At 72.8% G+C, this 21,913-nt stretch carries 19 protein-coding genes; 7 read left to right on the top strand and 12 right to left on the bottom strand.

The annotated features are described in order from the left end of the window. Positions 1-522: 522 nt before the first annotated feature. From SY2F82_RS19575 to SY2F82_RS19565, 3 genes are all read left to right on the top strand, one after another. Positions 523-1,599, top strand: a complete 1,077-nt coding sequence (locus tag SY2F82_RS19575) for an NAD(+)/NADH kinase (protein WP_200420390.1) — start codon at positions 523-525, stop codon at positions 1,597-1,599. A gap of 247 nt (positions 1,600-1,846) precedes the next feature. Then, on the top strand, positions 1,847-3,898 hold the full coding sequence (locus SY2F82_RS19570) for a phosphocholine-specific phospholipase C (RefSeq protein ID WP_200420389.1): 2,052 nt from the start codon (positions 1,847-1,849) through the stop codon (positions 3,896-3,898). A 53-nt stretch (positions 3,899-3,951) separates the two neighbouring features. Continuing rightward, on the top strand, positions 3,952-4,911 hold the full coding sequence (locus tag SY2F82_RS19565) for a phospholipid scramblase-related protein (RefSeq protein ID WP_200420388.1): 960 nt from the start codon (positions 3,952-3,954) through the stop codon (positions 4,909-4,911). 67 nt (positions 4,912-4,978) lie between these two features. Here the strand turns inward: SY2F82_RS19565 and SY2F82_RS19560 are convergent, their stop codons facing one another. Continuing rightward, positions 4,979-5,926 carry a hypothetical protein gene (locus SY2F82_RS19560; protein WP_200420387.1) on the bottom strand — a complete coding sequence of 316 codons (948 nt, stop codon included), beginning with the start codon at positions 5,924-5,926 and terminating at the stop codon, positions 4,979-4,981. Continuing rightward, positions 5,923-6,750 (bottom strand): phosphatase PAP2 family protein, encoded by an 828-nt coding sequence (locus SY2F82_RS19555; RefSeq protein ID WP_200420386.1) that lies wholly within the window; start codon positions 6,748-6,750, stop codon positions 5,923-5,925. The genes SY2F82_RS19560 and SY2F82_RS19555 overlap by 4 nt, the downstream gene beginning before the upstream one ends. A 203-nt stretch (positions 6,751-6,953) precedes the next feature. Between SY2F82_RS19555 and SY2F82_RS19550 the strand changes: the two genes are divergently transcribed. Next, on the top strand, positions 6,954-7,568 hold the full coding sequence (locus tag SY2F82_RS19550) for a TetR/AcrR family transcriptional regulator (protein ID WP_200420385.1): 615 nt from the start codon (positions 6,954-6,956) through the stop codon (positions 7,566-7,568). A 175-nt stretch (positions 7,569-7,743) separates the two neighbouring features. Here the strand turns inward: SY2F82_RS19550 and SY2F82_RS19545 are convergent, their stop codons facing one another. Then, a complete protein-coding gene (locus SY2F82_RS19545) occupies positions 7,744-8,820 on the bottom strand; it encodes a DUF2510 domain-containing protein (protein WP_200420384.1) in 1,077 nt (358 codons plus the stop codon). A 434-nt stretch (positions 8,821-9,254) separates the two neighbouring features. Here SY2F82_RS19545 and SY2F82_RS19540 point away from each other — a divergent pair, with 434 nt between their 5' ends. Continuing rightward, complete coding sequence (locus tag SY2F82_RS19540; protein ID WP_200420383.1) at positions 9,255-11,939, top strand: AAA family ATPase; 2,685 nt, start codon at positions 9,255-9,257, stop codon at positions 11,937-11,939. A 61-nt stretch (positions 11,940-12,000) separates the two neighbouring features. Here SY2F82_RS19540 and SY2F82_RS19535 read toward each other — a convergent pair whose 3' ends face one another. From SY2F82_RS19535 to SY2F82_RS19500, 8 genes are all read right to left on the bottom strand, one after another. Continuing rightward, positions 12,001-12,792 carry an SDR family NAD(P)-dependent oxidoreductase gene (locus SY2F82_RS19535; RefSeq protein ID WP_200420382.1) on the bottom strand — a complete coding sequence of 264 codons (792 nt, stop codon included), beginning with the start codon at positions 12,790-12,792 and terminating at the stop codon, positions 12,001-12,003. A gap of 64 nt (positions 12,793-12,856) precedes the next feature. Next, positions 12,857-13,984, bottom strand: a complete 1,128-nt coding sequence (gene pcaD / locus SY2F82_RS19530) for a 3-oxoadipate enol-lactonase (protein WP_200420381.1) — start codon at positions 13,982-13,984, stop codon at positions 12,857-12,859. Next, positions 13,981-15,312, bottom strand: a complete 1,332-nt coding sequence (gene pcaB / locus SY2F82_RS19525; protein WP_200420380.1) for a 3-carboxy-cis,cis-muconate cycloisomerase — start codon at positions 15,310-15,312, stop codon at positions 13,981-13,983. Before pcaB ends, pcaD begins: the two co-directional genes overlap by 4 nt. Further along, positions 15,309-15,914 carry a protocatechuate 3,4-dioxygenase subunit alpha gene (gene pcaG, locus SY2F82_RS19520; RefSeq protein ID WP_200420379.1) on the bottom strand — a complete coding sequence of 202 codons (606 nt, stop codon included), beginning with the start codon at positions 15,912-15,914 and terminating at the stop codon, positions 15,309-15,311. The genes pcaB and pcaG overlap by 4 nt, the downstream gene beginning before the upstream one ends. A 6-nt stretch (positions 15,915-15,920) precedes the next feature. After that, positions 15,921-16,694 (bottom strand): protocatechuate 3,4-dioxygenase subunit beta, encoded by a 774-nt coding sequence (pcaH, locus tag SY2F82_RS19515; RefSeq protein WP_200420378.1) that lies wholly within the window; start codon positions 16,692-16,694, stop codon positions 15,921-15,923. Positions 16,695-16,713: 19 nt separating this feature from the next. Then, on the bottom strand, positions 16,714-17,916 hold the full coding sequence (locus tag SY2F82_RS19510; RefSeq protein WP_200420377.1) for a thiolase family protein: 1,203 nt from the start codon (positions 17,914-17,916) through the stop codon (positions 16,714-16,716). Then, positions 17,913-18,557 (bottom strand): CoA transferase subunit B, encoded by a 645-nt coding sequence (locus SY2F82_RS19505; RefSeq protein ID WP_200420376.1) that lies wholly within the window; start codon positions 18,555-18,557, stop codon positions 17,913-17,915. The genes SY2F82_RS19510 and SY2F82_RS19505 overlap by 4 nt, the downstream gene beginning before the upstream one ends. Continuing rightward, positions 18,557-19,339: a CoA transferase subunit A gene (locus SY2F82_RS19500; protein WP_200420375.1), complete on the bottom strand. Its 783-nt coding sequence runs from the start codon at positions 19,337-19,339 to the stop codon at positions 18,557-18,559. The genes SY2F82_RS19505 and SY2F82_RS19500 overlap by 1 nt, the downstream gene beginning before the upstream one ends. 224 nt (positions 19,340-19,563) lie before the next feature. Between SY2F82_RS19500 and SY2F82_RS19495 the strand changes: the two genes are divergently transcribed. Next, entirely contained in the window at positions 19,564-20,028 is a 465-nt protein-coding gene (locus SY2F82_RS19495) for a MarR family winged helix-turn-helix transcriptional regulator (RefSeq protein WP_200420374.1), read from the top strand. A gap of 188 nt (positions 20,029-20,216) precedes the next feature. Continuing rightward, positions 20,217-20,549, top strand: a complete 333-nt coding sequence (locus SY2F82_RS19490; protein ID WP_200420373.1) for a hypothetical protein — start codon at positions 20,217-20,219, stop codon at positions 20,547-20,549. A 239-nt stretch (positions 20,550-20,788) separates the two neighbouring features. On the opposite strand, the gene SY2F82_RS19485 is transcribed toward SY2F82_RS19490, so the two are convergent. Then, positions 20,789-21,859 (bottom strand): ATP-dependent DNA ligase, encoded by a 1,071-nt coding sequence (locus SY2F82_RS19485; protein ID WP_200420372.1) that lies wholly within the window; start codon positions 21,857-21,859, stop codon positions 20,789-20,791. Between the last annotated feature and the right edge of the window lie 54 nt (positions 21,860-21,913).

Raw genomic sequence — 21,913 nt, 5'->3', positions numbered from 1 at the left:
CGTCGTGGGTCGGCTGCGGCCGAGTCGTCGACCTGGAGCCACGCGGGATGGCGCACCTACGGGCCCACCCTCGCGCAGGGGGCGTGACCGCGTCTCAGGACCATGTGCCGAGGCCGGCTCCGGCTGGGGGAGGGCTGCGATCACGGACCGAGTCGCTAGCGTTGGCGATCAGCCACGATCACATGCGTGAGGTTTCTGGCCGGGCGACCCGCCCGATGTGCCCGGCGGAGCGGTTGGCCGCCCCTGATGCCGCCGTTCCGTCCTCGGCACACCGCTGATCCGGGTCAGAAGCACCCCAGAGGACCTTGGGCCGACCCGTCCCCACATCGACGAGAAAACGCTCACACAGAGCGGCGCGCCCGGCCGCTTCCGCTTGTGCTCCGCACCGCCGGCGTCCACGTCCGAGCGCTTCCCGCGCTGACGTGGGGACCGAACGCCGCCAGACTGGAGGTGGGCATGGTGAGCAGACGCCCGGGCCTGCGCAGCAGGCGATCATCCGCGAGGTGACGGGGAGGCGGAGACGTGACCGTGGGACGTATAGGTCTGGTCGTCCACGGCGGCCGCGCCGAAGCCGTGGACGCGGCTCGGACCGTGCGTACGTGGTGCGCCGAGCACGGCGTGCAGTGCGCCGACATCGACGTGTGGCAGGACGGTGGGCGGCGCCATGCCCGGGACGAGGTCGACTCCGCGGGCGACCCGGATCTCATCGTGACCCTGGGAGGGGACGGGACCTTCCTGCGGGGCGCCCGGCTGGCCGCCGAGAACGACGCCCTGGTCCTGGGGGTCGACATCGGCCGGGTGGGCTTCCTGACGGAGGTGCCCGTCACGCTGGTGCGCCAGGCGCTCGACGCCGTCCGGCAGAACCGGTTCTCGGTCGACCACCGGATGCTGCTCACCCTGCGTGCCTCGCGCCGTCTGGAGGTGCCGCCGGAGATGGAGGCGCTCACACGGTACGGCCGCGGACCGCTCCTGCCGCCTCCGCAGGTGCGCGCCCACTGCGAGGTGTGCGACGACTGGGGCATCCCGCTGAACGTCATGGCGCTGAACGACGTCGTACTGGAGAAGCTGGCACGGGACCGGCAGGTGTCGGTGGGCGTCTACCTCGCCGGGCGGCTCCTGGCCTCCTACTCCGCCGACGCGCTGCTGGTGGCCACACCGACGGGTTCCACCGCCTACAGCTTCGCCGCCGGCGGCCCGGTCGTCTCGCCCCGCGCGGAGGCCCTGGTCTTCACGCCGGTCGCCCCGCACATGGCGTTCAACCGCTCGGTGGTGGCGGCCCCCGACGAACCCGTCGCGCTGAAGGTGCTGGAACGGTCGGGCCAGGCCGCCGTCAGCATCGACGGCCAGCTGCGCGGCGTCCTGTACCCGGGGGACTGGATCGGTGTGTACCCCGCCCCACGGCGCCTGAGGGCCATCCGGCTGGGGCCGATGGACTTCTACGGCCGCCTGCGCGAGCGGATGAAGCTGACCGACGCCCCGGCGGCCGTCGTCGACGGGACCCCCGCGCCGCTCTGGCCGGTGACCACCCCCCGGCCGGACGACCTGGCGCACCTGGCACTGCCCATCGGCCCGACGGCGGACGGCGGACGGCACCCCTGACCGAGCGGCCTGCCCGCGGCCCCGCGCCGTGAGCGACCCCTTGGGCAGCTCTTGACGGCTCCCGCACCGGGACTTGGCACACCCGGCATCAGCCCTTGGCGCGCCCCACATCTCCCGTACCGCCGACTTTCACATGGGCGCCACCGCACCCTTTCCTGACGTTCGGTGCTCCTGGAACACTCCCTTCGCGCAGGTTCCCTCACCGTTGGGCGTATCGCGCCCCGTCAGGACAAGAGGTCCCCCCGTCATGCCTGAAGTGAATCGGCGCCGATTCCTCCAACTCGCGGGCGGCACCGCCGCGTTCAGCGCGCTCTCCAGCAGCATCGAGCGCGCCGCGGCCCTGCCCGCCAACCACCGTTCCGGCACCATCGAGGACGTCGAGCACATCGTCGTCCTGATGCAGGAGAACCGTTCCTTCGACCACTACTTCGGCACCCTCAGGGGCGTCCGCGGCTTCGGTGACCCGCGCCCGGTGACCCTGCAGAACGGCAAGACGGTCTGGCACCAGTCGGACGGCACCAAGGACATCCTGCCGTTCCACCCCGACGCCGACGACCTGGGCCTCGCCTTCATCCAGGACCTGCCGCACGGCTGGAACGACGGACACGCCGCCTTCAACGGGGGCAAGTACGACAAGTGGGTGCCGTCCAAGGGCTCCACGACCATGGCGTACCTGACCCGCGAGGACATCCCCTTCCACTACGCGCTCGCCGACGCCTTCACCATCTGCGACGCCTACCACTGCTCGTTCATCGGCTCCACCGACCCGAACCGCTACTACATGTGGACGGGCTGCACCGGCAACGACGGCCAGGGCGGCGGCCCGGTCCTCGGCAACGACGAGGCCGGCTACAACTGGACCACCTACCCCGAGCGCCTGGAGAAGGCGGGGGTCTCCTGGAAGATCTACCAGGACGTCGGCGACGGCCTCGACGCGAACGGCTCCTGGGGCTGGATCCAGGACGCCTACCGCGGCAACTACGGCGACAACTCGCTCCTCTACTTCACCCAGTACCAGAACGCCAAGCCCGGCGACCCGCTCTACGACAAGGCCCGCACCGGCACCGACGCCCGCAAGGGCGAGGGCTTCTTCGACCAGCTCAAGGCCGACGTGAAGTCCGGCACACTGCCGCAGATCTCCTGGATCGTCGCCCCCGAGGCCTTCACCGAGCACCCCAACTGGCCCGCGAACTACGGCGCCTGGTACGTCTCCCAGGTCCTCGACGCGCTCACCTCCGACCCGGCGGTGTGGGCGAAGACGGCCCTGTTCATCACCTACGACGAGAACGACGGTTTCTTCGACCACCTGATACCGCCCATCCCGCCCGCCTCCGCCGCGCAGGGCAAGTCCACCGTCGACGTGGGACCGGACCTCTTCAAGGGCGACGGCAGCCACGTCGCCGGCGCCTACGGGCTCGGGCAGCGCGTGCCGATGCTGGTCGTCTCCCCGTGGAGCAAGGGCGGCTACGTCTGCTCCGAGACGCTCGACCACACCTCCGTCATCCGGTTCATGGAGCGCCGCTTCGGTGTGCACGAGCCGAACATCTCGCCCTGGCGGCGCGCCATATCCGGCGACCTGACCTCCGCCTTCGACTTCTCCCGCAAGGACACCAAGCCGGTCGCGCTGCCGTCCACCGACGGCTACCAGCCGCCGGACCGGAACCGCCACCCCGACTATGTGCCGACCCCGCCCGCCCAGGGCGTCCTGCCCAAGCAGGAGCGCGGTCTGCGTCCCACCCGCCCGCTGAAGTACGCGCCGTCAGTGGACGGTTCGGCGGACACCGCGGCCGGGACGTTCACCCTGACCTTCGCGTCCGGCGCGCACGCCGGTGCCGCCTTCCTGGTCACCTCCGGCAACCGCGCCGACGGCCCCTGGAGCTACACCACCCAGGCCGGCACGTCGGTCTCGGACACCTGGAACTCGGCGTACTCCGGCGGCTCGTACGACCTGACCGTGCACGGCCCCAACGGCTTCCTGCGCGTGTTCAAGGGCGGCAGCAAGGCCGCCGGTCCCGAGGTCACCGCCCGGCACACCGGTGACAATCTCGCGCTGACGTTCACCAACAAGGGTTCCGGCACGGTGAAGCTGAAGGTCACCAGCGGCTACGGCGGCCGTCCGCAGACGGTCACGGTGCGCCCCGGTGCCACCGTGAACCACACCGTCGACCTCGGGTCGAGCAGGCGCTGGTACGACCTCACCGTCACCTCCGACGCCGACCCGACCTTCCTGCGCCGCTTCGCCGGGCACGTGGAGAACGGGCGGCCGGGTGTGAGCGACCCCGCGATCGTGACGGAGTGACGCGAGAATCCGGTGCCGGTGGTTTCCCGGCCGGCTCGCGGTAGTGTGCCCCGGTGACCACGCATTCGAACACGCCTGCAGGCTGGTACCCCGATCCCCACGGCGCACCGCACACGCTGCGCTACTGGGACGGCTCGCAGTGGACGCAGCACACCCACGCCGAGCAGCAGGCCCAGGCCGCGTCGCAGGCGCCGCAACAGGCGCCCGCTGCGCAGCAGGCGCAGGGTCCGCAGGGGTACGGTCAGCAGGCGTACGGTCAGCAGCCCCATGGTCAGCAGACCCATGGTCAACAGCCCTACGGTCAACAGCCCTACGGTCAACAGCCCTACGGTCACCAGGCCGCGGCCCACGATCAGCGCGTCCAGCACCAGGTGCAGCAGCAGGCCGGGGTCGCGCCGAGCGGCCCCGGCGGCGGCACGCTGTTCACCGAACCGGTGCTGGTCGTGAACCAGAAGGCCAAGCTGATCGAGCTGACGAACGAGTACAGCGTCTTCGACCAGAACGGCAACCAGATCGGATCGGTCACGGAGGTCGGGCAGAGCGCGCTGAAGAAGGCGGTGCGCTTCGTCTCCAGTCTCGACCAGTTCATGACCCACAAGCTGGAGATCCGCGACGCCTACGGGCAGCCGCAGCTGGTGCTGACCCGGCCCGCGAAGGTCTTCAAGTCGCGGGTGGTCGTGGAGCGCCCGGACGGTCAGGTCGTGGGCGAGATCGTCCAGCAGAACATGATCGGGAAGATCCACTTCGCGATGAACGCGGACGGCCGGCAGGTCGGCGCGATCAAGGCGGAGAACTGGCGCGCCTGGAACTTCGCGATCGTCGACCACGCCGAGAACGAGGTCGCCCGGATCACCAAGACCTGGGAGGGCCTGGCGAAGACCATGTTCACGACCGCGGACAACTACGTCCTGCAGATCCACTACCAACTGCCCGAGCCGCTGCGGAGCCTGGTGGTGGCGACCGCACTGACCGTGGACACGGCGCTGAAGCAGGACTCCCGCGGTCTCGGCTGAGCCGCGGGAGCGAAGACGGAAAAAGGCGGTGGCCGGCACGTACGTACAGTGCCGGCCACCGGCGTGTTCACAGGGTGGTCAGGTGCTCCGGCGCGGCCGGTCGCTGGGCGGGCAACGACGGCTCGAAGGGGGCCGGCCCGGATTCCAGGGCGAGCACCGCGGCGACCGGGTGGTCGTCGTCGACCGGGGCCGGGGCGGCGGGGCCGGACCGCGTCAGCGTCACCACGCCCCAGGACGCCAGGCCCGCGCCCGCCGCCGCGAGGAGCAGACCGGCCGCGCCGCCCTGGAGGCGTTCGCCCAGCAGACTGAGGCCGATCACCGCCGCCGCGAGCGGGTTGGCGAGGGTGACGAGCGCGAGCGGCGCGCCGAGGCCGTCCCGGTACGCGGTCTGCGACAGCAGCAGACCGGCCGTCGCGAACAACGCCACCAGCAGCGCCACCACGACGACGTGCGCGCTCAGCGGTGCCGCGGAGCGGTCCGTCACCGCCACCGTCACGGTCTGGGTGAGCGCCGAGGCGACACCGGACGCGAAGCCCGAAGCGGTCGCGTGCCGGAGCCCGGGGCGGGCGCCCGGCCGGGAGAGCACGCCGATCACGGCGGTGGTCACCCCGGCCACCGCCAGCGCCTCGGGCAGGCTCAGTACCTCGTCCGGCTCCGGCCCGGACGCCGTCACCAGCAGCGTGGCCAGACCGAGCAGCGTCAGGGCCGTGCCCCGCCACTCCACCCCGCGGACCCGGCGCCCCGCCGCCCGCGCCCCCAGCGGCACCGCGGCCACCAGGGTGAGCGCGCCGAGCGGCTGCACCAGCGTCAACGGACCGAACTTGAGGGCGGCCACGTGCAGCAGCGCGGCGGAGGCGTTCAGTGCGACCGACCACCACCAGGCGCCGCGCGCCAGCAGCCGGACCACACCGGTCCCGCTCTCCCGGGCGGCGAGCCGCTCCTGAGCCACGGCGGCCGCCGCGTACGCGACCGCGGAGAACAGGGACAGGACGATCGCGAGGACGGCGGCGCTCATCGTCCGGCCCCCACCAGGCCGTGGCCGTCGGCGGTCCTGGCCTCCGCGGCCCTCGCCGACGGCACCGCGCGCCGCGCCGCCGGGGCGATTCGCTGCGGCTTCGCCGACGGGCCGGGGACCATGGCCAGAGCGATGCCCAGCAGGGCCGTCGCCACGACCGCGTCGAGCCAGTAGTGGTTCGCCGTACCGACGATCACGAGCAGTGTCACCAGCGGATGCAGCAGCCACAGCCACCGCCACCGGCACCGGGTCGCCGCGATCAGGCCGATCGCGACCATCAGCGCCCAGCCGTAGTGCAGCGAGGGCATGGCGGCGAACTGGTTCGCCATCGAGTCGGTCGCGGGCTTGGCCCCGTACACCGTCGGCCCGTACAACTGTCCGGTGTCCACCAGGTGCGTCATGTGGAGCATCCGCGGCGGGGCGAGCGGAAACGTGAGGTGCAGCGCCAGCGCCGCGCCGGTGACCAGGGTGAGGACCCGGCGGGCCCACAGGTAGTGGTCCGGCCGCCGCAGGTACAGCCACACCAGGAACGCCGCGGTGGCCGTGAAGTGCACGGCCACGTAGTAGAGGTTCGCGGTGCGGACGAGGGTGTCGCCGTGCAGCAGTGTGGACTGCACGGCGCCCTCACCCGGCAGCCGCAGCGCGCGCTCCCAGTCCCAGACGCGGTGCGCGTTGTGGAACGCCTCCGCGGTGTGGCCGTTCGCGAGCTGCCGGCCGAACTTGTAGACCAGGAAGAGCCCGGCGACGACGAGGAGCTCGCGGACGAGGGGCGGCCGGTGTATCGCGGCTGCCCCTTCTCCTTCGGGCCCGGTGCGGGAATCCATCCCCGCCCCCCTTTGCTGACAGTACGTGTGGGGTGGTGCGTGGTGAGCCCAGGAGGGGACCCACTCGACAGAGGAGTGGGTCCTGTCCAAGGCTCATCGATACGCCAGTGTACCGATACGCTTGCGTACCGGTACACTGGCGTATCGATACACTGGTGTGAAGCGGCCCACGCGGCCGGCACCACGACCGAGGAGCAGAAGCCATGACGTCGCAGGCAGCGGAGGTACCGCAGTCGGCGGCCGCCTCGCGCCGCTCCAAGCTCACGCCCGAGCGCGAGCAGGAGTTCTTCGACGCCGTGCTGGAGCAGATCCGCGAATGCGGCTACGACGCGGTCACCATGGAGGGCGTCGCCGCCGTCACCCGGTGCAGCAAGTCGACGCTGTACCGGCAGTGGAAGACGAAGCCGCAGTTCGTGGCCGCCGCCCTGCGGGCCAGTCGCTGCCCGCGGTTCGCGGGCGTCGACACCGGTTCGCTCGCCGGGGACCTGCGCGCGGTGGCGCGGACCGCGGCCGAGTGGTCGCGCCGGGACACCAAGCTCCACCAGGCCCTGGGCCACGCCGCGATGCAGGACCCGGAGCTCGCGCAGGCGCTGCGCGAAGCACTGGTCGAGCCCGAGGTCAGGGCGCTGCAGGAGATCGTCCGGCGTGGTGTGGAGCGCGGGGAGGTGCCCGCCGGCCATCCGGCGCTGGAGTACGTCCCCGCACAAGTGCTGGGCGTGCTGCGGGTCCGCCCCCTCCTGGAGGGGGAGTACGCGGACGAGGAGTACCTCACGCGCTTCGTCGAGGCCGTGGTGCTCCCGTCGCTGGGACTCACCTGAGGACCGGGTCGCCGTCCGTGGGATGACCGGACGTCGGCCCGACCGCGCCGCACCGTGGGGACGGGGGCGGCGCGCATCCCCGGCCGGGCGGGGCTCCTCCAGAGCGGAGGGGAGCCCCGCCCGGCCGCATCGCATCGGCCGGGGCGGCAAGGGTGTTCCGTCTCCGGACGGCCCCCTAGACCTTCTGTCCGGCGCCGCCCGCCGACGACTCCTTGATGCCCTTGGTGATCTGGTCCAGGACGGACGGCTTGGGCCCGCCGGACCCGGCGTCGAGGCCGAAACGCACGACGACGAGCTGCCGGGAGTCTGCGGGCGACGGGAAGACCAGCGACTCGACATAGCCGTCCGTGCCCTTGGCCGTGACCGCCTTCCAGCGGACCATGTAGCCCTTCTGCCCGGCCACGGTCACCGCCTCCGAGGCCAGAACCTGGTGCGAGGTGATCCCGCCGTAGGACGTGCCGCCGTAGGACTCCTCGGCGTTCTTGGCGATGTCCTGCTCGGCCGCCGCCCGAGCGCTCGTGGCCGTCAGCCCCTGCTGCTCGGCAGAGGCCGAGTAGGCCCCGCCGGTGTTGCAGGTCTTCGAGGCGTCGCCGGGGCACTTGTAGGTGTCGTTCGACTGGACGGCCGCCCCGCCCTCGACGGTCTGGCCGGTCCACCCGGCGGGCACCGGGATGCTGATGCCGTTGAACGGGTCGGTGGCGTACCCGTCCTCGGTCCCCGGCTGCCCGGACTGACCGGGCGCGGGCGTCCGACCGCCCGAACCCCCGGAACCACCGCCGAAGGGCCCGCCCTGCCTGCCGAACGGACCGCCCTGACCACCCTGGCCGCCCTGCCCGCCCTGGCCGCCCTGGCCTTCCCGGCCACCGAAGCCGCCCGGGCCGTCCGGACCCTGAGCACCCGCGGAGCGGCCGCTCCCGCCGTCCTGCGCCGTGAGCGCGTAGACACCGCCGCCTATGCCGGCCAGCACCACGATCGCCGCCGCCACGGCTATCCCGGTCCGCACGCCGTGCCGCGCCCGAGCGGGCCCGGCGCCGGGGTAGGGGACGGCACCGGGGTGGGGGACGGCGGCGAACGGCTCGCCCGGATACGCGCCGGCGACCGGCGGCTGCTCCGGCGGACCCCACGAGGCGCCCGCGTCCACGGGGCGGACCCGGTCCGTCCACGCCTTGCCGTCCCACCAGCGCTCGGTGGCGGGCCCGTCACTTGTCTGCCCCGGGTCGGGGTACCACCCGGGAGGAGTCACCTGCGTCATGCCCCCACGGTATGAGGCGGGAGTGAAAGGCAGATGAGAGCGCCCGACCTGGGCACCCGGCCCACGGTGAGCAGACTGCCCGACTGCCCGACTGCCCGACCGCGACTGCGCGGCCGCCCGCCGCCCGGCCGGCCCGCGGCGCCGCGGGTCCGTCGTAGCCGGACGCGAAGCCGCCGCACGGCACCACGTCCACGCCGGAACCAGGCCGTCGCCGCGAGCGTGGAGGAAGTGCTTGGGGGAGAATGCGCTTGCTCCGCACGGACTTTGACGTTCTATTACCCGCGCCGGGGCTGGTCGGCGCCGGATCGCGTCGCCCCGGGGTGCCCCGTGTCACCCGTCACGGCAACAGGTGCCCCGACCTCCCTCCACCGGGTCACGGGGACGGCTAGGCTCGATGTCCGTACGTCGTTTGGGCGACTTGGGGAGGTACCGGGATGACGGAGGCACGGCCCGGCGCGGCCGCCTCGGCTTCCCTGTGGGAACGCGACGCGGAGCTCACCGTCATCACCGAGGCGGTCGACGCGCTCTGCGACGACGCGTCGCCCTCGGAGCCGGGGAGTCTGCTGGTGTTCAGCGGGGAGGCCGGCATCGGCAAGACCGCCCTCCTCGCCGAGACACGCCGCATCGCGGAGGAGCGCGGCTGCGCGGTCTGGTGGGCGCGCGGCGGCGAGACCGTCACGTCCGTGCCCTTCAATGTCGTACGACAACTGCTCCAGCCCGTGCTCCTGTCCCTGATGCCTCTGGAGGCGCGGGAGTACCTGGGCGACTGGTACGAGGTCGCGGGCCCCGCCCTCGGCATAGCGGACCCCGGAGAGCGGCAGGCCGACCCGCAGGGCGTGTGCGACGGACTGGTCGAGGTCGTCTCCCGGCTCGCCCGGCGGGAGTGGCCGCTGGTCCTGATCGTCGACGACGCCCACTGGGCCGACCAGGAGACCCTGCACTGGCTGGCCGCCTGCTGCGAACGACTCGCCGACCTGCGCGTCCTCCTCGTGGTGGCCCTCCGCCCCGGCGAGGCGTCCGGCGAGGGCGCCCGGCACCTCGACGCGATCACCGCGGCCGCCCGCCGCCCGGTCAGCACCCTCAGCGCGCTCACCCCCGAGGCGACCGCCGGACTCACCCGGGCCACCGTCGGCGCGCACGCCGACGCACCGTTCTGCCGCGAGGTGTGGGCCGTGACCGGCGGCAACCCGTACGAGACCGTGGAACTGCTCGCCAAGGTGCAGGACAGCCAGCTCGACCCGGTCGAGGCCTCGTGCGCCGAGCTGCGCGACCTGAACCGCTCGGCCCGCGGCAACGGCCTCGTCGCCCGCCTGGAGGGCCTCGGCATCGACGCCACCCGGTTCGCCTGGGCCGCAGCCATCCTCGGCACCGGCATCACCCTGGACCTGGTGGCCGAGCTCGCCACCATGCGCCCCGAGGAGGCCGCCCGCTGCGCCGAACTACTCGTCGCGGCCCGCATCCTGACCGCACCGGATGTGGCGGGCCGCCGGACGGACGGTGCTGAGCTGGAGTTCGTCCACCCGCTGATCGCCAGTGCCGTCTACCGCTCGATCCCCGACGGCCTGCGCACCGCCATGCACGGCATCGCCGCGCGGGTCGTCACCGACTCCGGGCTCGGCGCGGCGGCCGCCTCCCGCCACCTCCTCGAAGTCCACCCGGACGACGACGAGGAACTGGTCGAGCAGATGCGGGAGGCAGCGCGCGAACACCTCGCCGTCGGCGCCCCCGAAGCGGCCCGCCGCTGTCTGGAGCGCGCCCTGGCCGAACCGCCGACGCCCGAGGTCCACCCGTACGTGCTCTACGAACTGGGCTGCGCCACGCTGCTGACCTCACCGGCCACCACCATCGACTACCTCCAGGCCGCCCTGGCCCTGCCGGGCCTGGAAGGTGACGACCGGGTGAACGCCGTCCACCGCCTGTCCCAGGCCCTGCTGCACAACAACCAGCTCGACGACGCCATCCGCACCGTCGACGAGGAGGCCGCCCGTCTGGAACCGGGCCCCTCCCGGATGCGCCTGCAGGCCGTCCACTACATGTGGGAGAGCATCCACGCGGCCGAGGAGGACTCCCCGGCACGCTCCCGCGAGCTGGCCGAACTCGCCCGCACCTGCACCGGCAGGGACAACTCCGAGCGCGCCCTGCTCATCCTGCGCGGCTTCGACGCGATGACCCACGGCGAGAACGCCGAAGAGGTCGTGGAAGTGTGCGACCGCGCCCTGGTCAACGGCCGCCTCGCCCCGGGACTCGGCTGGACCGACACCGAGTGGGGCATCGAACTGCTGCTGATGCTGGGCAGTGCGTACGCTTACAGCGACCGGCTCGACCGGGCCGAGAGCCTGTTCACCGAGGGCCTGCGCGCGTACGAGTCCGCCGGCTGGAGCGGCGGTCATCTCGCCCTGGCCCACGCCTACGTCGGACTCGCCCACCGCAGGCGCGGCCGGCTCCGGGACGCGGAGACCTCCCTGCGCGAGTCGCTGCGCCTCGCCGAGCGCGTCGGGCGCGGGCTGCCCCTGTACTGGTCGGCGACCTGCGGCCTCGTCGACACGCTGCTCGCCCGCGGGCACTTCGAGGAGGCATGGTCCCTCGCCGAGCGGTACGGTTTCGCCCCTCCGTACCCGTCCACGATCGTGCTGCCCGACACCCGTTCCGTGCGCGGCCGGCTGCTTCTCGCCGTCGGGCGGACCGAGGAGGCTGTGGGCGAGCTGGAGGCCGCGGAGAAGGCGTGCGCCGGGCGTGGCCACAACACGGTGCTGGCCCCCTGGGCGGGGGACCTGGCGCAGGCACTGGCCGCCGACGATCCGCGGCGTGCGGCGGATCTGGCCGCTCTCGCCCGCCGGCAGGCAGAGCTCCTGGGCACCGACACGGCCATCGGCGAGGCCCTGCGGGTGGCTGCCGCGCTGGAGACCGGGCAGCGTGCGGTGCGCCTGGCCGGGCAGGCGGTGGCGTACCTCGAGGCCTCACCCTGCCAGTACGAACACGCCGCCGCGCTGGTCGAGTACGGGATCGCCGCGAGGTCGGTGCCCGAACTCGAACGGGGGCTTTCGCTGGCGGAGTCCTGTGGGGCGGACGGGTTGGCCGTCCGGGCCCGGGACGCGTTGGAGGCCGTCGGAGCACCGTGACCGCGCGCCCCTTGCGGGGGGCCAGGCGTCGCCGGGGCAGGCGGGGCGTTCGCAGCAGGCCCTAGAGGGCCAGTAGTTGATCCGTGACCGCTTCCAGGCGCTTGCGCACCTCCCGGTCGTACGCCCTCTCATGCGCCCGTGACGGACTGGTCCCGTCGAAGTAGCCGCCGCTGCCCACCTCCTGCGTCGCCGGCACCAGCACCCCCGCCGCCCCGTCCGCCACCGTGTTCCAGGGGGTGACCCCGGCCTCGCGGACCATCGCCGTGTCCATGTAGGTCGCGGGGTGCAGGACGTTCACCGACACACCCGTGCCCTGGAGCTCCTCCGCCAGCGTGAACGTGTGCGCGGCCAGGGCGAACTTGCTGCGGCAGTACGCCGAGACGCCGCTGTAGCCGCGGGTCAGCTCCGGGTCGTCGAAGTCCACGGGTTCCTGGCCCGCCGAGCCCACGTTGACGATCCGGGCGGGGGTGTTCTGCCGCAGCACCGGCAGCAGGGCGCGGGTGAGGGCGACCGGCGCCAGGTAGTTGACCGCGAGCCGCAGCTCGTGCCCGTCGGCGCTGACCTCGCGCCCGGAGCCGCGCGCGCCGCCGCCCACCCCCGCGTTGTTGACCAGGACGTCCAGCCCGGGGTGCGCCGCGGCGACCTCGTCGCCGAGCCGGCGCACCTCGGCGAGCGAGGCGAGGTCGGCGACGAAGCCGTGCGCCTCGCCCTCGGTGCGCAACTCCGCGACGAGCCGGTCGGTGCGGCCCGCGTCGCGCCCGTGCGCGAGGACCACGTGTCCGGAACGGACCAGTTCGAAGGCGACGTACCGGCCGAGTCCGGAGGTGGCACCGGTGATGAGAACAGTCGACATGCTTCCACCCTAGGCACGCGCGGGCGGGCCATGAGGGGTGCTGCTGAAGCTACGACCAGCAGGGTCACCCTCCGGCGGCCTCCTCCTCCGCGAGCACCCGCTGCGCCACCGCGAACGCCGAGTTCGCCGCCGGTACTCCGCAGTAGACGGCCGTCTGCAGCAGCACCGCGCCGATCTCCTCCGGTGTCAGACCGCCCCGCCGGGCCGCCCGAACGTGCATGGCCAGCTCCTCGTAGTGACCGTGGGCGACCAGTGCCGTCAGCGTGATCATGCTGCGTTCGCGGCGGGACAGCGTCGGGTCGGTCCAGATCTCACCCCAGGCGTAACGGGAGATGAAGTCCTGGAAGCGCGCGGTGAAGGCGGTCTGGCGCGCCTGAGCCCGGTCCACGTGGGCGTCGCCCAGGACCTGGCGGCGCACCTCCATGCCGCGCTCCGGCGCTCCGGTCAGGTGCGTGCCCAGTGCCGCCAGGACGGCCTTCGGGCACTGCGCGGGCGCCAGGTGCGAGGCGCCCGGGATCTCGACCAGCGCGGAGCCGGGCACCGCGTCGGCGATCTCCCGCAGATGCGCGGGCGGCGTCGCCGGGTCCTGGCGGCCCGCGATCAACAGGGTCCCTGCGGTGATCGACGCCAGCCGGTCACGGATGTCGAACGCGGCGAGCGCGTCGCAGCAGGCGGCGTACGCGTCCGGATCCGCGTCCCGGTGGTCCTGCACCAGCCGGGGCACGGTGAACCCGGCCGTGAACCAGCGGGAGTCGGCCGTCGCGGCGACGGGTGCCAGCCCCTCGCGGCGTACCAGGGCGGCACGTTCCTCCCACGGTTTGGAGCCGTTGAAGTGGGCGGAGGAGCAGATGACGGCCAGCGACGAGATCCGCTCGGGGTGGTGCGCGGCGAGGTGCAGACCCACCGCGCCGCCGAGTGACACGCCGGCGTAGGCGAACCGGTCGACGCCCAGCGAGTCCGCGAGCGCCAGGACCAGTTCGGCGAGGTCGCCGACCGTCGCGCCCGGCCCGACGAGGTCCGGGGCCGAGCCTCCGTGGCCGGGCAGGTCCCAGCGGATCACCCGGTGGGTGACGGACAACTCCGGTGCCACCGGGTCCCACAGGGCGTACGAGGTGCCGAGCGAGGGGCCGAGGATCAGCGGGGGAGCGGTGGCGGGACCCTCGATGCGGTGGTGCAGCAGCTTGTCGGTCACGAGCGCTCCAGGGCACGGTCGGTGAGGGCTCCCGCGGAGCCGGTGTACTGGGCCGGGTCGGTCAGGGCCTCAAGATCGACGTCCTTCAACTCGGTGTACCCGCCGAGGAGTTCGGCGAGCGTGCGGCCCTCGGTGCGGGCGCGCCGGGCGGCCTCGGTGAGCAGCTCCTTGGCGCGGGCGCGGCCCAGCACGGGCGTCAGCCGGGCCGCCAGCCGCTCGGAGACGATCAACCCGTGGGTGAGGCCGAGGTGTTCCCGCATGGCGTCCGCGTCCACCCGGAGGCCTTCGGCCAGGCGCACGGCGTCGTGCGCGGCGCCGCCCACCAGCCGCAGCAGATCGCGCAGCGGCTCCCACTCGGCGTGCCAGGCTCCGGCCGGACGTTCGTCCTCGGCGGCCAGTGACCCGTAGAGGGTGGCCGCGAGCTGCGGTGCCCGCCGGGCGGCCGCCGCGATCAGCGTCGCCCGTACCGGGTTCGCCTTGTGCGGCATCGCCGAGGAGCCGCCGCCCGCGTCCTCGGCGACCTCGGCGATCTCGGTACGCGAGAGGGTGAGGACGTCCGTGGCCGTCTTGCCGAGCGCCCCGGCTGTGAACGCGAGCGCGCCCGCGAGGTCGGCGATGGGGGTGCGCAGGGTGTGCCAGGGCAACTCGGGTGCGCGAAGGCCGAGTTCCCGTGCGTACGCGGCCACGAGCGCCGTCGGATCCTCGGCACCGTACGCGGCGAACGCGGCCAGGGTGCCCGCCGCACCGCCCAGTTGAGCGGGCAGCCCGTCGCGCACGGCCCGTAGCCGGTCCCGGGCGTCCAGCACCAGTGACCGCCAGCCGGCCGCCTTCAGCCCGAACGTCGTCGGCACCGCGTGCTGGGTGAGCGTCCGCCCGGGCAGGACCGTGTCCCGGTGGCGGGCGGCGAGCCGGGCCAGCGCCTCCTGTGTGCGCTCCAGATCGGCCAGGACCAGGTCCAGCGTGCGCGCGGTCACCAGCATCGTCGCGGTGTCCTGGATGTCCTGGCTGGTGGCGCCCCGGTGGACGTACGGTCCGTACTCCTCCCCGGCCATCTTCGTCAGGTCGGCGACGAGCGGGATCACGGGATTGCCGCCGTCCCTGGCCCGCAGCGCGATGTCCCGGACGTCGAAGCGACCGGACCGGGCCGCCGCGGCCACCGCCGTCGCCGCCTCTTCGGGGGCCAGCCCCAGCCCGGCCTGCGCACGGGTCAGTGCCGCCTCCGCGTCCAGCAGCGCCCGCAGGTACGCGGTGTCGCTCGTCGCGGACGCGGCGGGGGAGCCGGCCCACCCGGGGGCGAGCAGGCCGGTGCCGGACTCTGCAGAGGTCACCGGAACTCCAGGAAGACCGTCTCGCCTTCGCCCTGAAGGCGGATGTCGAAACGGTACGTGCCGTTGCCCCCGTCCACCGCGACCAGCGTGTCGCGGCGCTCCGGCTCCAGCCGGGCGAGCAGCGGGTCCGCGGCGAGCGCCGCCTCGTCGCCGGGGAGGTAGATCCGTGTGAACAGGTGCATCAGCAGACCGCGCGCGAACACGCAGGCGCTGATGTACGGGGCGCTGCGCCCGCGGGCGCCCGGCCGCAGCGTACGGGCGTACCAGTGGCCGTTGGCATCGGTCTGGACGCGGCCCCAGCCGGTGAACTCGACCCCGTTGCGGCCCAGGTAGCCGCCGGTCGCCGGGTCGCGCCGGATCGAGCCGTCGGTGGTCGGGACCGTGCCCTGCGGGTCCGGGCCCCACAGCTCCACGAAGGCGTCCGGCAGCGGGTCGCCCTCGCCGTCCAGGACGTACCCCTGGAGGGTGATCTTGTCGGGGTGGCCGACCGGAGCGATGTCACCGCCGCCCGGGAACGGCAGCGCGTACCCGTAGAAGGGGCCGACCGTGTGCGACGGGGTGGGCAGCACGCTCTCAGGACTGCTCGTGTCGATCCTCGTCATGGCAGGTCAGCGTCCTTCCTCGATCCAGGTGGCGCGCGGGCCGTCGAGCACGATGTCCCAGTGGTAGCCGAGCGAGAACTCCGGCACCGACAGGCTGTGGTCGTACGTGGCGACCAGCCGCTGCCGGGCGGCGTCGTCCGTCACGGACTGCAGGATCGGGTCGTAGGGGAACAACGGGTCGTTCGGGAAGTACATCTGCGTCACGAGCCGCTGCGTGAACGCCGTGCCGAACAGCGAGAAGTGGATGTGGGCCGGCCGCCAGGCGTTGACGTGATTGCGCCACGGGTACGGGCCCGGCTGGATGGTGGTGAAACGGTAGAAGCCGTCGTCGTCCGTGAGGGTGCGGCCGACGCCCGTGAAGTTCGGGTCGAGCGGCGCGTCGTGCTGCTCGCGCTGGTGCGCGTACCGGCCCGCCGCGTTCGCCTGCCAGATCTCGATGAGCTGGCCGCGGATCGGACGTCCGTCGCGGTCCAGGAGCCGGCCCGAGACGGTGATCCGCTCCCCGACGGGCTCGCCCCGGTGGTGCCGGGTGAGGTCGTTGTCGATCTCCGTGATGTCCCGCTCGCCGAAGGCCGGGGAGGACAGCTCCACCAGCTCCGGGTCCTTGCTGACGTCGATGGTGACCGGCGGCTTCTTCGGATGGCGCAGCACCGAGGAGCGGTACGGCGCGTAGTCGCGGCGCGGGTGGTGTTCGACGGGCCCGCCGTCGGCGACCCGCTTCTCGTAGGCGGCGTGCTCGGCCGCGATCTCCAGGTCGATGTCCTGCTGAGTGAGAGCCATGGGGGTTCCTAACGCTTCCTTAGCGTTCGAGGACGAGGGCGAGACCCTGGCCGACGCCGATGCACAGGGTGGCGACGCCGGTGCCGGAGCCGCGGCGGGCGAGCTGGTGGGCGACGGTGCCGGCGAGACGGGCACCGGAGGCGCCGAGCGGGTGGCCGAGGGCGATGGCGCCGCCCTGCGGGTTGAGGATCGCCGGGTCGAACTCGGGCCATTCGGCGAGGCAGCCGAGGACCTGGGCGGCGAAGGCCTCGTTCAGTTCCAGGACATTCAGATCGCCGAAGGTCTTGCCCGCCTTGGCCAGCGCACGGTCGACCGCCTCGACCGGTGCGAGGCCGAAGTACTGCGGGTCGATGGCCGACACGCCGGTCGCCGAGACCCGGGCCAGCGGCTCGCGCCCGATGGCCCGCAGACCCTCCTCGTCGGCCAGCAGCAGGGCGGCGGCGCCGTCGTTGAGCGGGGAGGCGTTGCCCGCGGTCACGGTGCCGTTCTCCGTACGGAAGGACGGCTTGAGCCTGGCCATCGCGGCCAGGGAGGCGTCCGGGCGTACGCACTCGTCGGCGGCGAGGACCTGCGGGTCACCCTTGCGCTGCGGGATGGCGACGGGGGCGAGTTCGGCGTCGAACCGGCCTTGCTGCTGCGCCCTGGCGGCCTTCCGGTGGCTGTGCAGGGCGAACTCGTCCTGCTGCTCGCGGCTGATCTTGTGCTTGTCGGCGATCAGCTCCGCGCTCTCGCCGAGGGGGATGGTCCACTGCGGGTCCATCGTCGGATTCACCATGCGCCAGCCCAGCGTGGTGGAGTACAGCTCCGTGTGGGCGGCCGGGAACGGCTTGTCGCTCTTGGGCAGTACATAGGGGGCGCGGGTCATGGACTCCACGCCACCCGCCAGCGCGATCGAGGCGTCCCCGACGGCGATGGCACGGGCGGCCTGGATCACGGCCTCCAGGCCCGAGGCGCACAGCCGGTTGACGGTGACGCCGGGCACGGAGGTGGGCAGACCGGCCAGCAGGGCGGCCATGCGGCCGACGTTGCGGTTCTCCTCGCCCGCGCCGTTGGCGTTGCCGAAGTAGACGTCCTCGATCCGGGACGGGTCCAAGTCGGGCGTCCGGCCCAGTAGTTCGCGGATGGCGTGGGCGGCCAGGTCGTCCGGGCGGACGCCCGCGAGACCGCCGTTGTAGCGGCCGATCGGGGTGCGGACCGCGTCGACGATGTAGACGGTCTTCACTTGCGTTCCTCCGCGACGGTCAGCGGGGCGTCGGTCTTGGCGGTGATCTCCTCGACACTCACGCCGGGCGCGGTCTCGACGAGGACCAGGCCGTCGTCGGTGACGTCGAGGACGCCGAGGTCGGTGATGATCCGGTCGACGCAGGCCTTGCCGGTGAGCGGCAACGCGCACTCCTTCAGGATCTTCGGGCTGCCGTCCTTCGCGGTGTGGGTCATCACGACGATGACGGTGCGGGCGCCGTGCACCAGGTCCATCGCCCCGCCGATCCCCGTGATCAGCTTTCCGGGGATCGCCCAGTTCGCCAGGTCGCCCTTGGCCGAGACCTGCATGGCGCCCAGCACGGCGACGTCGATGTGCCCGCCGCGGATCATGGAGAACGACAGCGCCGAGTCGAAGAAGGCGGCGCCGGGGAGGACGGTGACCGTCTCCTTGCCCGCGTTGATCAGGTCCGGGTCGACCTCGTCCTCGGTGGGGTAGGGGCCGGTGCCCAGGATGCCGTTCTCCGACTCCAGGATCACCTCCACACCCTCGGGCAGGTGGTTGGGGATCAGGGTCGGCAGTCCGATGCCGAGGTTGACGTACTGCCCGTCCTTCAGTTCGCGCGCCGCGCGGGCCGCCATCTCCTCACGCGTCCACGCCATCACGCACTCACCGTTCCTCGGGCCTCGGGCGCGGAGACCGTGCGCCGCTCGATCTTCTTGTCCGCGGCCTGCTCGGGCGTGAGCGCGACGATCCGCTGCACGAAGATCCCCGGCAGATGCACGGCGTCCGGTTCGATCTCTCCCGGCTCCACCAGCTCCTCCACCTCGGCGATCGTGACGTTGCCGGCCATGGCCGCCAGGGGGTTGAAGTTGCGGGAGGACTTGTTGAAGACGAGGTTCCCGTGCCGGTCGCCCTTCGCCGCCCGCACCAGCGCGAAATCGGTACGGATGCCGCGCTCCAGCACGTACTCGGTGCCGTCGAACTCCCGGACCTCCTTGGGCGGGGAGGCCAGAGCGACCCCGCCCTGCCCGTCGTAGCGCCAGGGCAGCCCGCCCTCGGCGACCTGCGTCCCCACACCCGCCGGGGTGTAGAACGCGGGGATCCCGGCCCCGCCCGCCCGCAGCCGCTCGGCCAGCGTGCCCTGCGGGATCATCTCGACCTCGATCTCGCCGGCGAGGTACTGGCGGGCGAACTCCTTGTTCCCCCCGATGTAGGAGCCGGTCACCCGGGCGATCCGTCCGGCGGCCAGCAGGACCGCGAGACCGGACTCCATCGCCCCGCAGTTGTTGGAGACGACGCTCAGGCCGCTGACCCCGCGCTCGTGGAGCGCCTGGATCAACGCGTTCGGCACACCGCTCAGCCCGAACCCGCCCACCGCCAGCGACGCGCCGTCCGGCACGTCGGCCACCGCCTCCAGGGCCGTGGCGACCACCTTGTCCATCCGTCAAGCCCCATCCGTCTTCACAACCACCAGGACCACCGAATTACTCAGCGCACTGACTATTTCTGCGATGTCCCACTCACGCTGCCACCCGACGCTTGAGTCGTCAAGGGTCCAGCGAAATCGGCAGATGCGGAGCATGGGCCGAGGTGGGGAGCAGGCGGTATTGTTCAGTGCACCGATGGAATGGCTGAAGCATGACGGACGGACGCTGAGGAGCGCTCATGGCCGCGGTGGATCTCTCCGCCCACCCCGGGCACCTGGCCCGGCGGCTGCAGCAGGCGCACTACCTGCTGTGGAACACGATGGTCTCGGAGGAGATCACCTCGCCGCAGTTCGCGGTCCTGAACGCGCTCGTCGCCGAGCCGGGCCTCGACCAGCGCACCGTGGGGGAGCGGGTGGGCCTCGACCGGTCCACGATCGCCGAGGTGATCAGCCGGCTCGGCCGGCGGGGCCTCCTCGACAAGGTCCGCGACCCGCAGGACGGCCGCCGCTTCCTGCTGCGCCTGACGGAGGACGGTGTGCGGACGCACCGCAAGCTGACCGTGCGCACGGCTCGGATGAACCAGGTCTTCCTGGCCCCGCTCACCCCCGAGGAGCAGACCCTCTTCCTCGACCTCATCCGGCGTGTCGCGGACGCCGCCGAGGACCTGCGCAACCCGGCGGAACCCCTCGCGGCCAAGGCCTGACCCCACACTTCGAGGAGTCGGAAGTCCGCGGAGGAACGTGGGGCCTGTCCGCCGCCCGGAGGGCGGCCCGGGCGCGGCCCGCTGGTCCGTTCAGCGGACGATGACCACCGCATTCCGGACCGGCGGACCTAGACTGGGGTGCCCCGCGGCACCCCAGACGCGTATCCGCGAAGGAAGGCGGCATCACCGTGGACCGGACCCTCGCCACCCGTTCCCCGCACACCTCCGCGGACTGGTGGGTCACCGCCGACCAGGCACGGCACGCGGCCCAGAGCGGCCTCGCGGACGCCGCGACGGCGCCCGACCTGCTGCGCACCCTCACCGAACTGGACCGGGCACGCCATGAGGCGGGCGTCGCCGTCGGTGCCGCGGTGGAGGCGCTGCTCACGGGCGGCGTCGCCTGGGAGGCGATCGCGGCCGCTTTGGGGTTCGGCTCGCCCGAGGAGGCCCGCCAAGCGCTCGCCTCCGACCGCCGGGAGGCGGGAGCGGCGATCGAACGCCGACTGGGGCGCAGGGCGTAGACCGGGACAGCCCCTCACGCGCGGGCGGGAGGAACCGGCACGCCCCCGCCCCCGCCGACGGGTGTCATCGCACCCGCCACCCCCGTCGGCGGTCGTTCTTCGCACCGTCGGCGGTCGTCATTCGCACCCGCCGCCGTGCGAGTCCGCCGAGTGCCGTCCGCGGAGGGTCGGCGTCCGCCGGAGTTCCGCGTCCGCCCCCGGAGTTCAGCGTCCGCCGGAGGTTCAGCGTCCGCCGGAGGTCAGTCCGGGACGCCGAGGATCTCCGCGAGGTCGTAGCGCACCGGTTCCTGCAACTGCGCGTACGTACAGCTCTCGGGGGTGCGGTCCGGGCGCCAGCGGAGGAAGCGCGCCGTGTGCCGGAAGCGCTCGCCGTTCTCCATGTGGTCGTACGCCACCTCCGCCACCCGCTCGGGCCGCAGCGGCACCCACGACAGGTCCTTCTTCCCCGACCAGCGGCTCGGGGCCCCCGGCAGCCGGGCCGTCTCGTGCGCCTCCTCGTCCGACCAGGCCGCCCAGGGATGCCCGGCGACATCGTCCATCCGCAGCGGCTCCAGCTCCTCCACCAGCCGCTCCCGCTGCTTCATCGGGAACGCGGCCGACACCCCCACGTGCTGGAGCGCGCCCCGGTCGTCGTACAGTCCGAGCAGCAGCGACCCCACGACCGGGCCGCTCTTGTGGAAGCGGTAGCCCGCCACCACGACGTCCGCCGTGCGCTCGTGCTTGACCTTGAACATCACGCGTTCGTCCGGCCGGTACGGCAGGGAGAGCGGCTTGGCGATCACCCCGTCCAGGCCCGCGCCCTCGTACTGCTCGAACCACTGCTCGGCCACCGCGCGGTCCGTCGTCGCCGGAGCCAGGTGGACGGGCGGCCGCACTCCGGACAACGCCCGCTCCAACAGGGCACGCCGCCGACCCAGCGGAACGTCGAGCAGCGAGTCGTCGTCCAGCGCCAGCAGATCGAACACCACGAACGACGCGGGGGTCTTCTGCGCCAGCATCCGTACCCGCGAGTCCGCCGGATGGATCCGTTCCGTCAGCGCGTCGAAGTCCAGGCGGCCCTCCCGCGCGATCACGATCTCCCCGTCCACCACGCACCGCTCGGGCAACCGCTCCCGCAGCGCCTCCACCAGTTCGGGGAAATACCTGGTCAGTGGCTTCCCCGTACGGCTGCCCAGCTCGACCTCCACACCGTCGCGGAACACGATGGCCCTGAAACCGTCCCACTTGGCCTCGTACTGCATGTCGGGCGGGATCGCCGCCACGGGCTTGGCGAGCATCGGCTTCACAGGGGGCATCACCGGCAGGTCCATGCCTTCGATTCTGCTGCCCGGCGAGGCGGTTCGCCCGGTGTGCGAGGAGGGGGG

Origin of the sequence: Streptomyces sp. Y2F8-2 (assembly GCF_014905555.1) — a bacterium.
Lineage (GTDB): Bacteria > Actinomycetota > Actinomycetes > Streptomycetales > Streptomycetaceae > Streptomyces > Streptomyces cynarae.
This window is presented reverse-complemented; position numbering and strand designations above follow the sequence as displayed.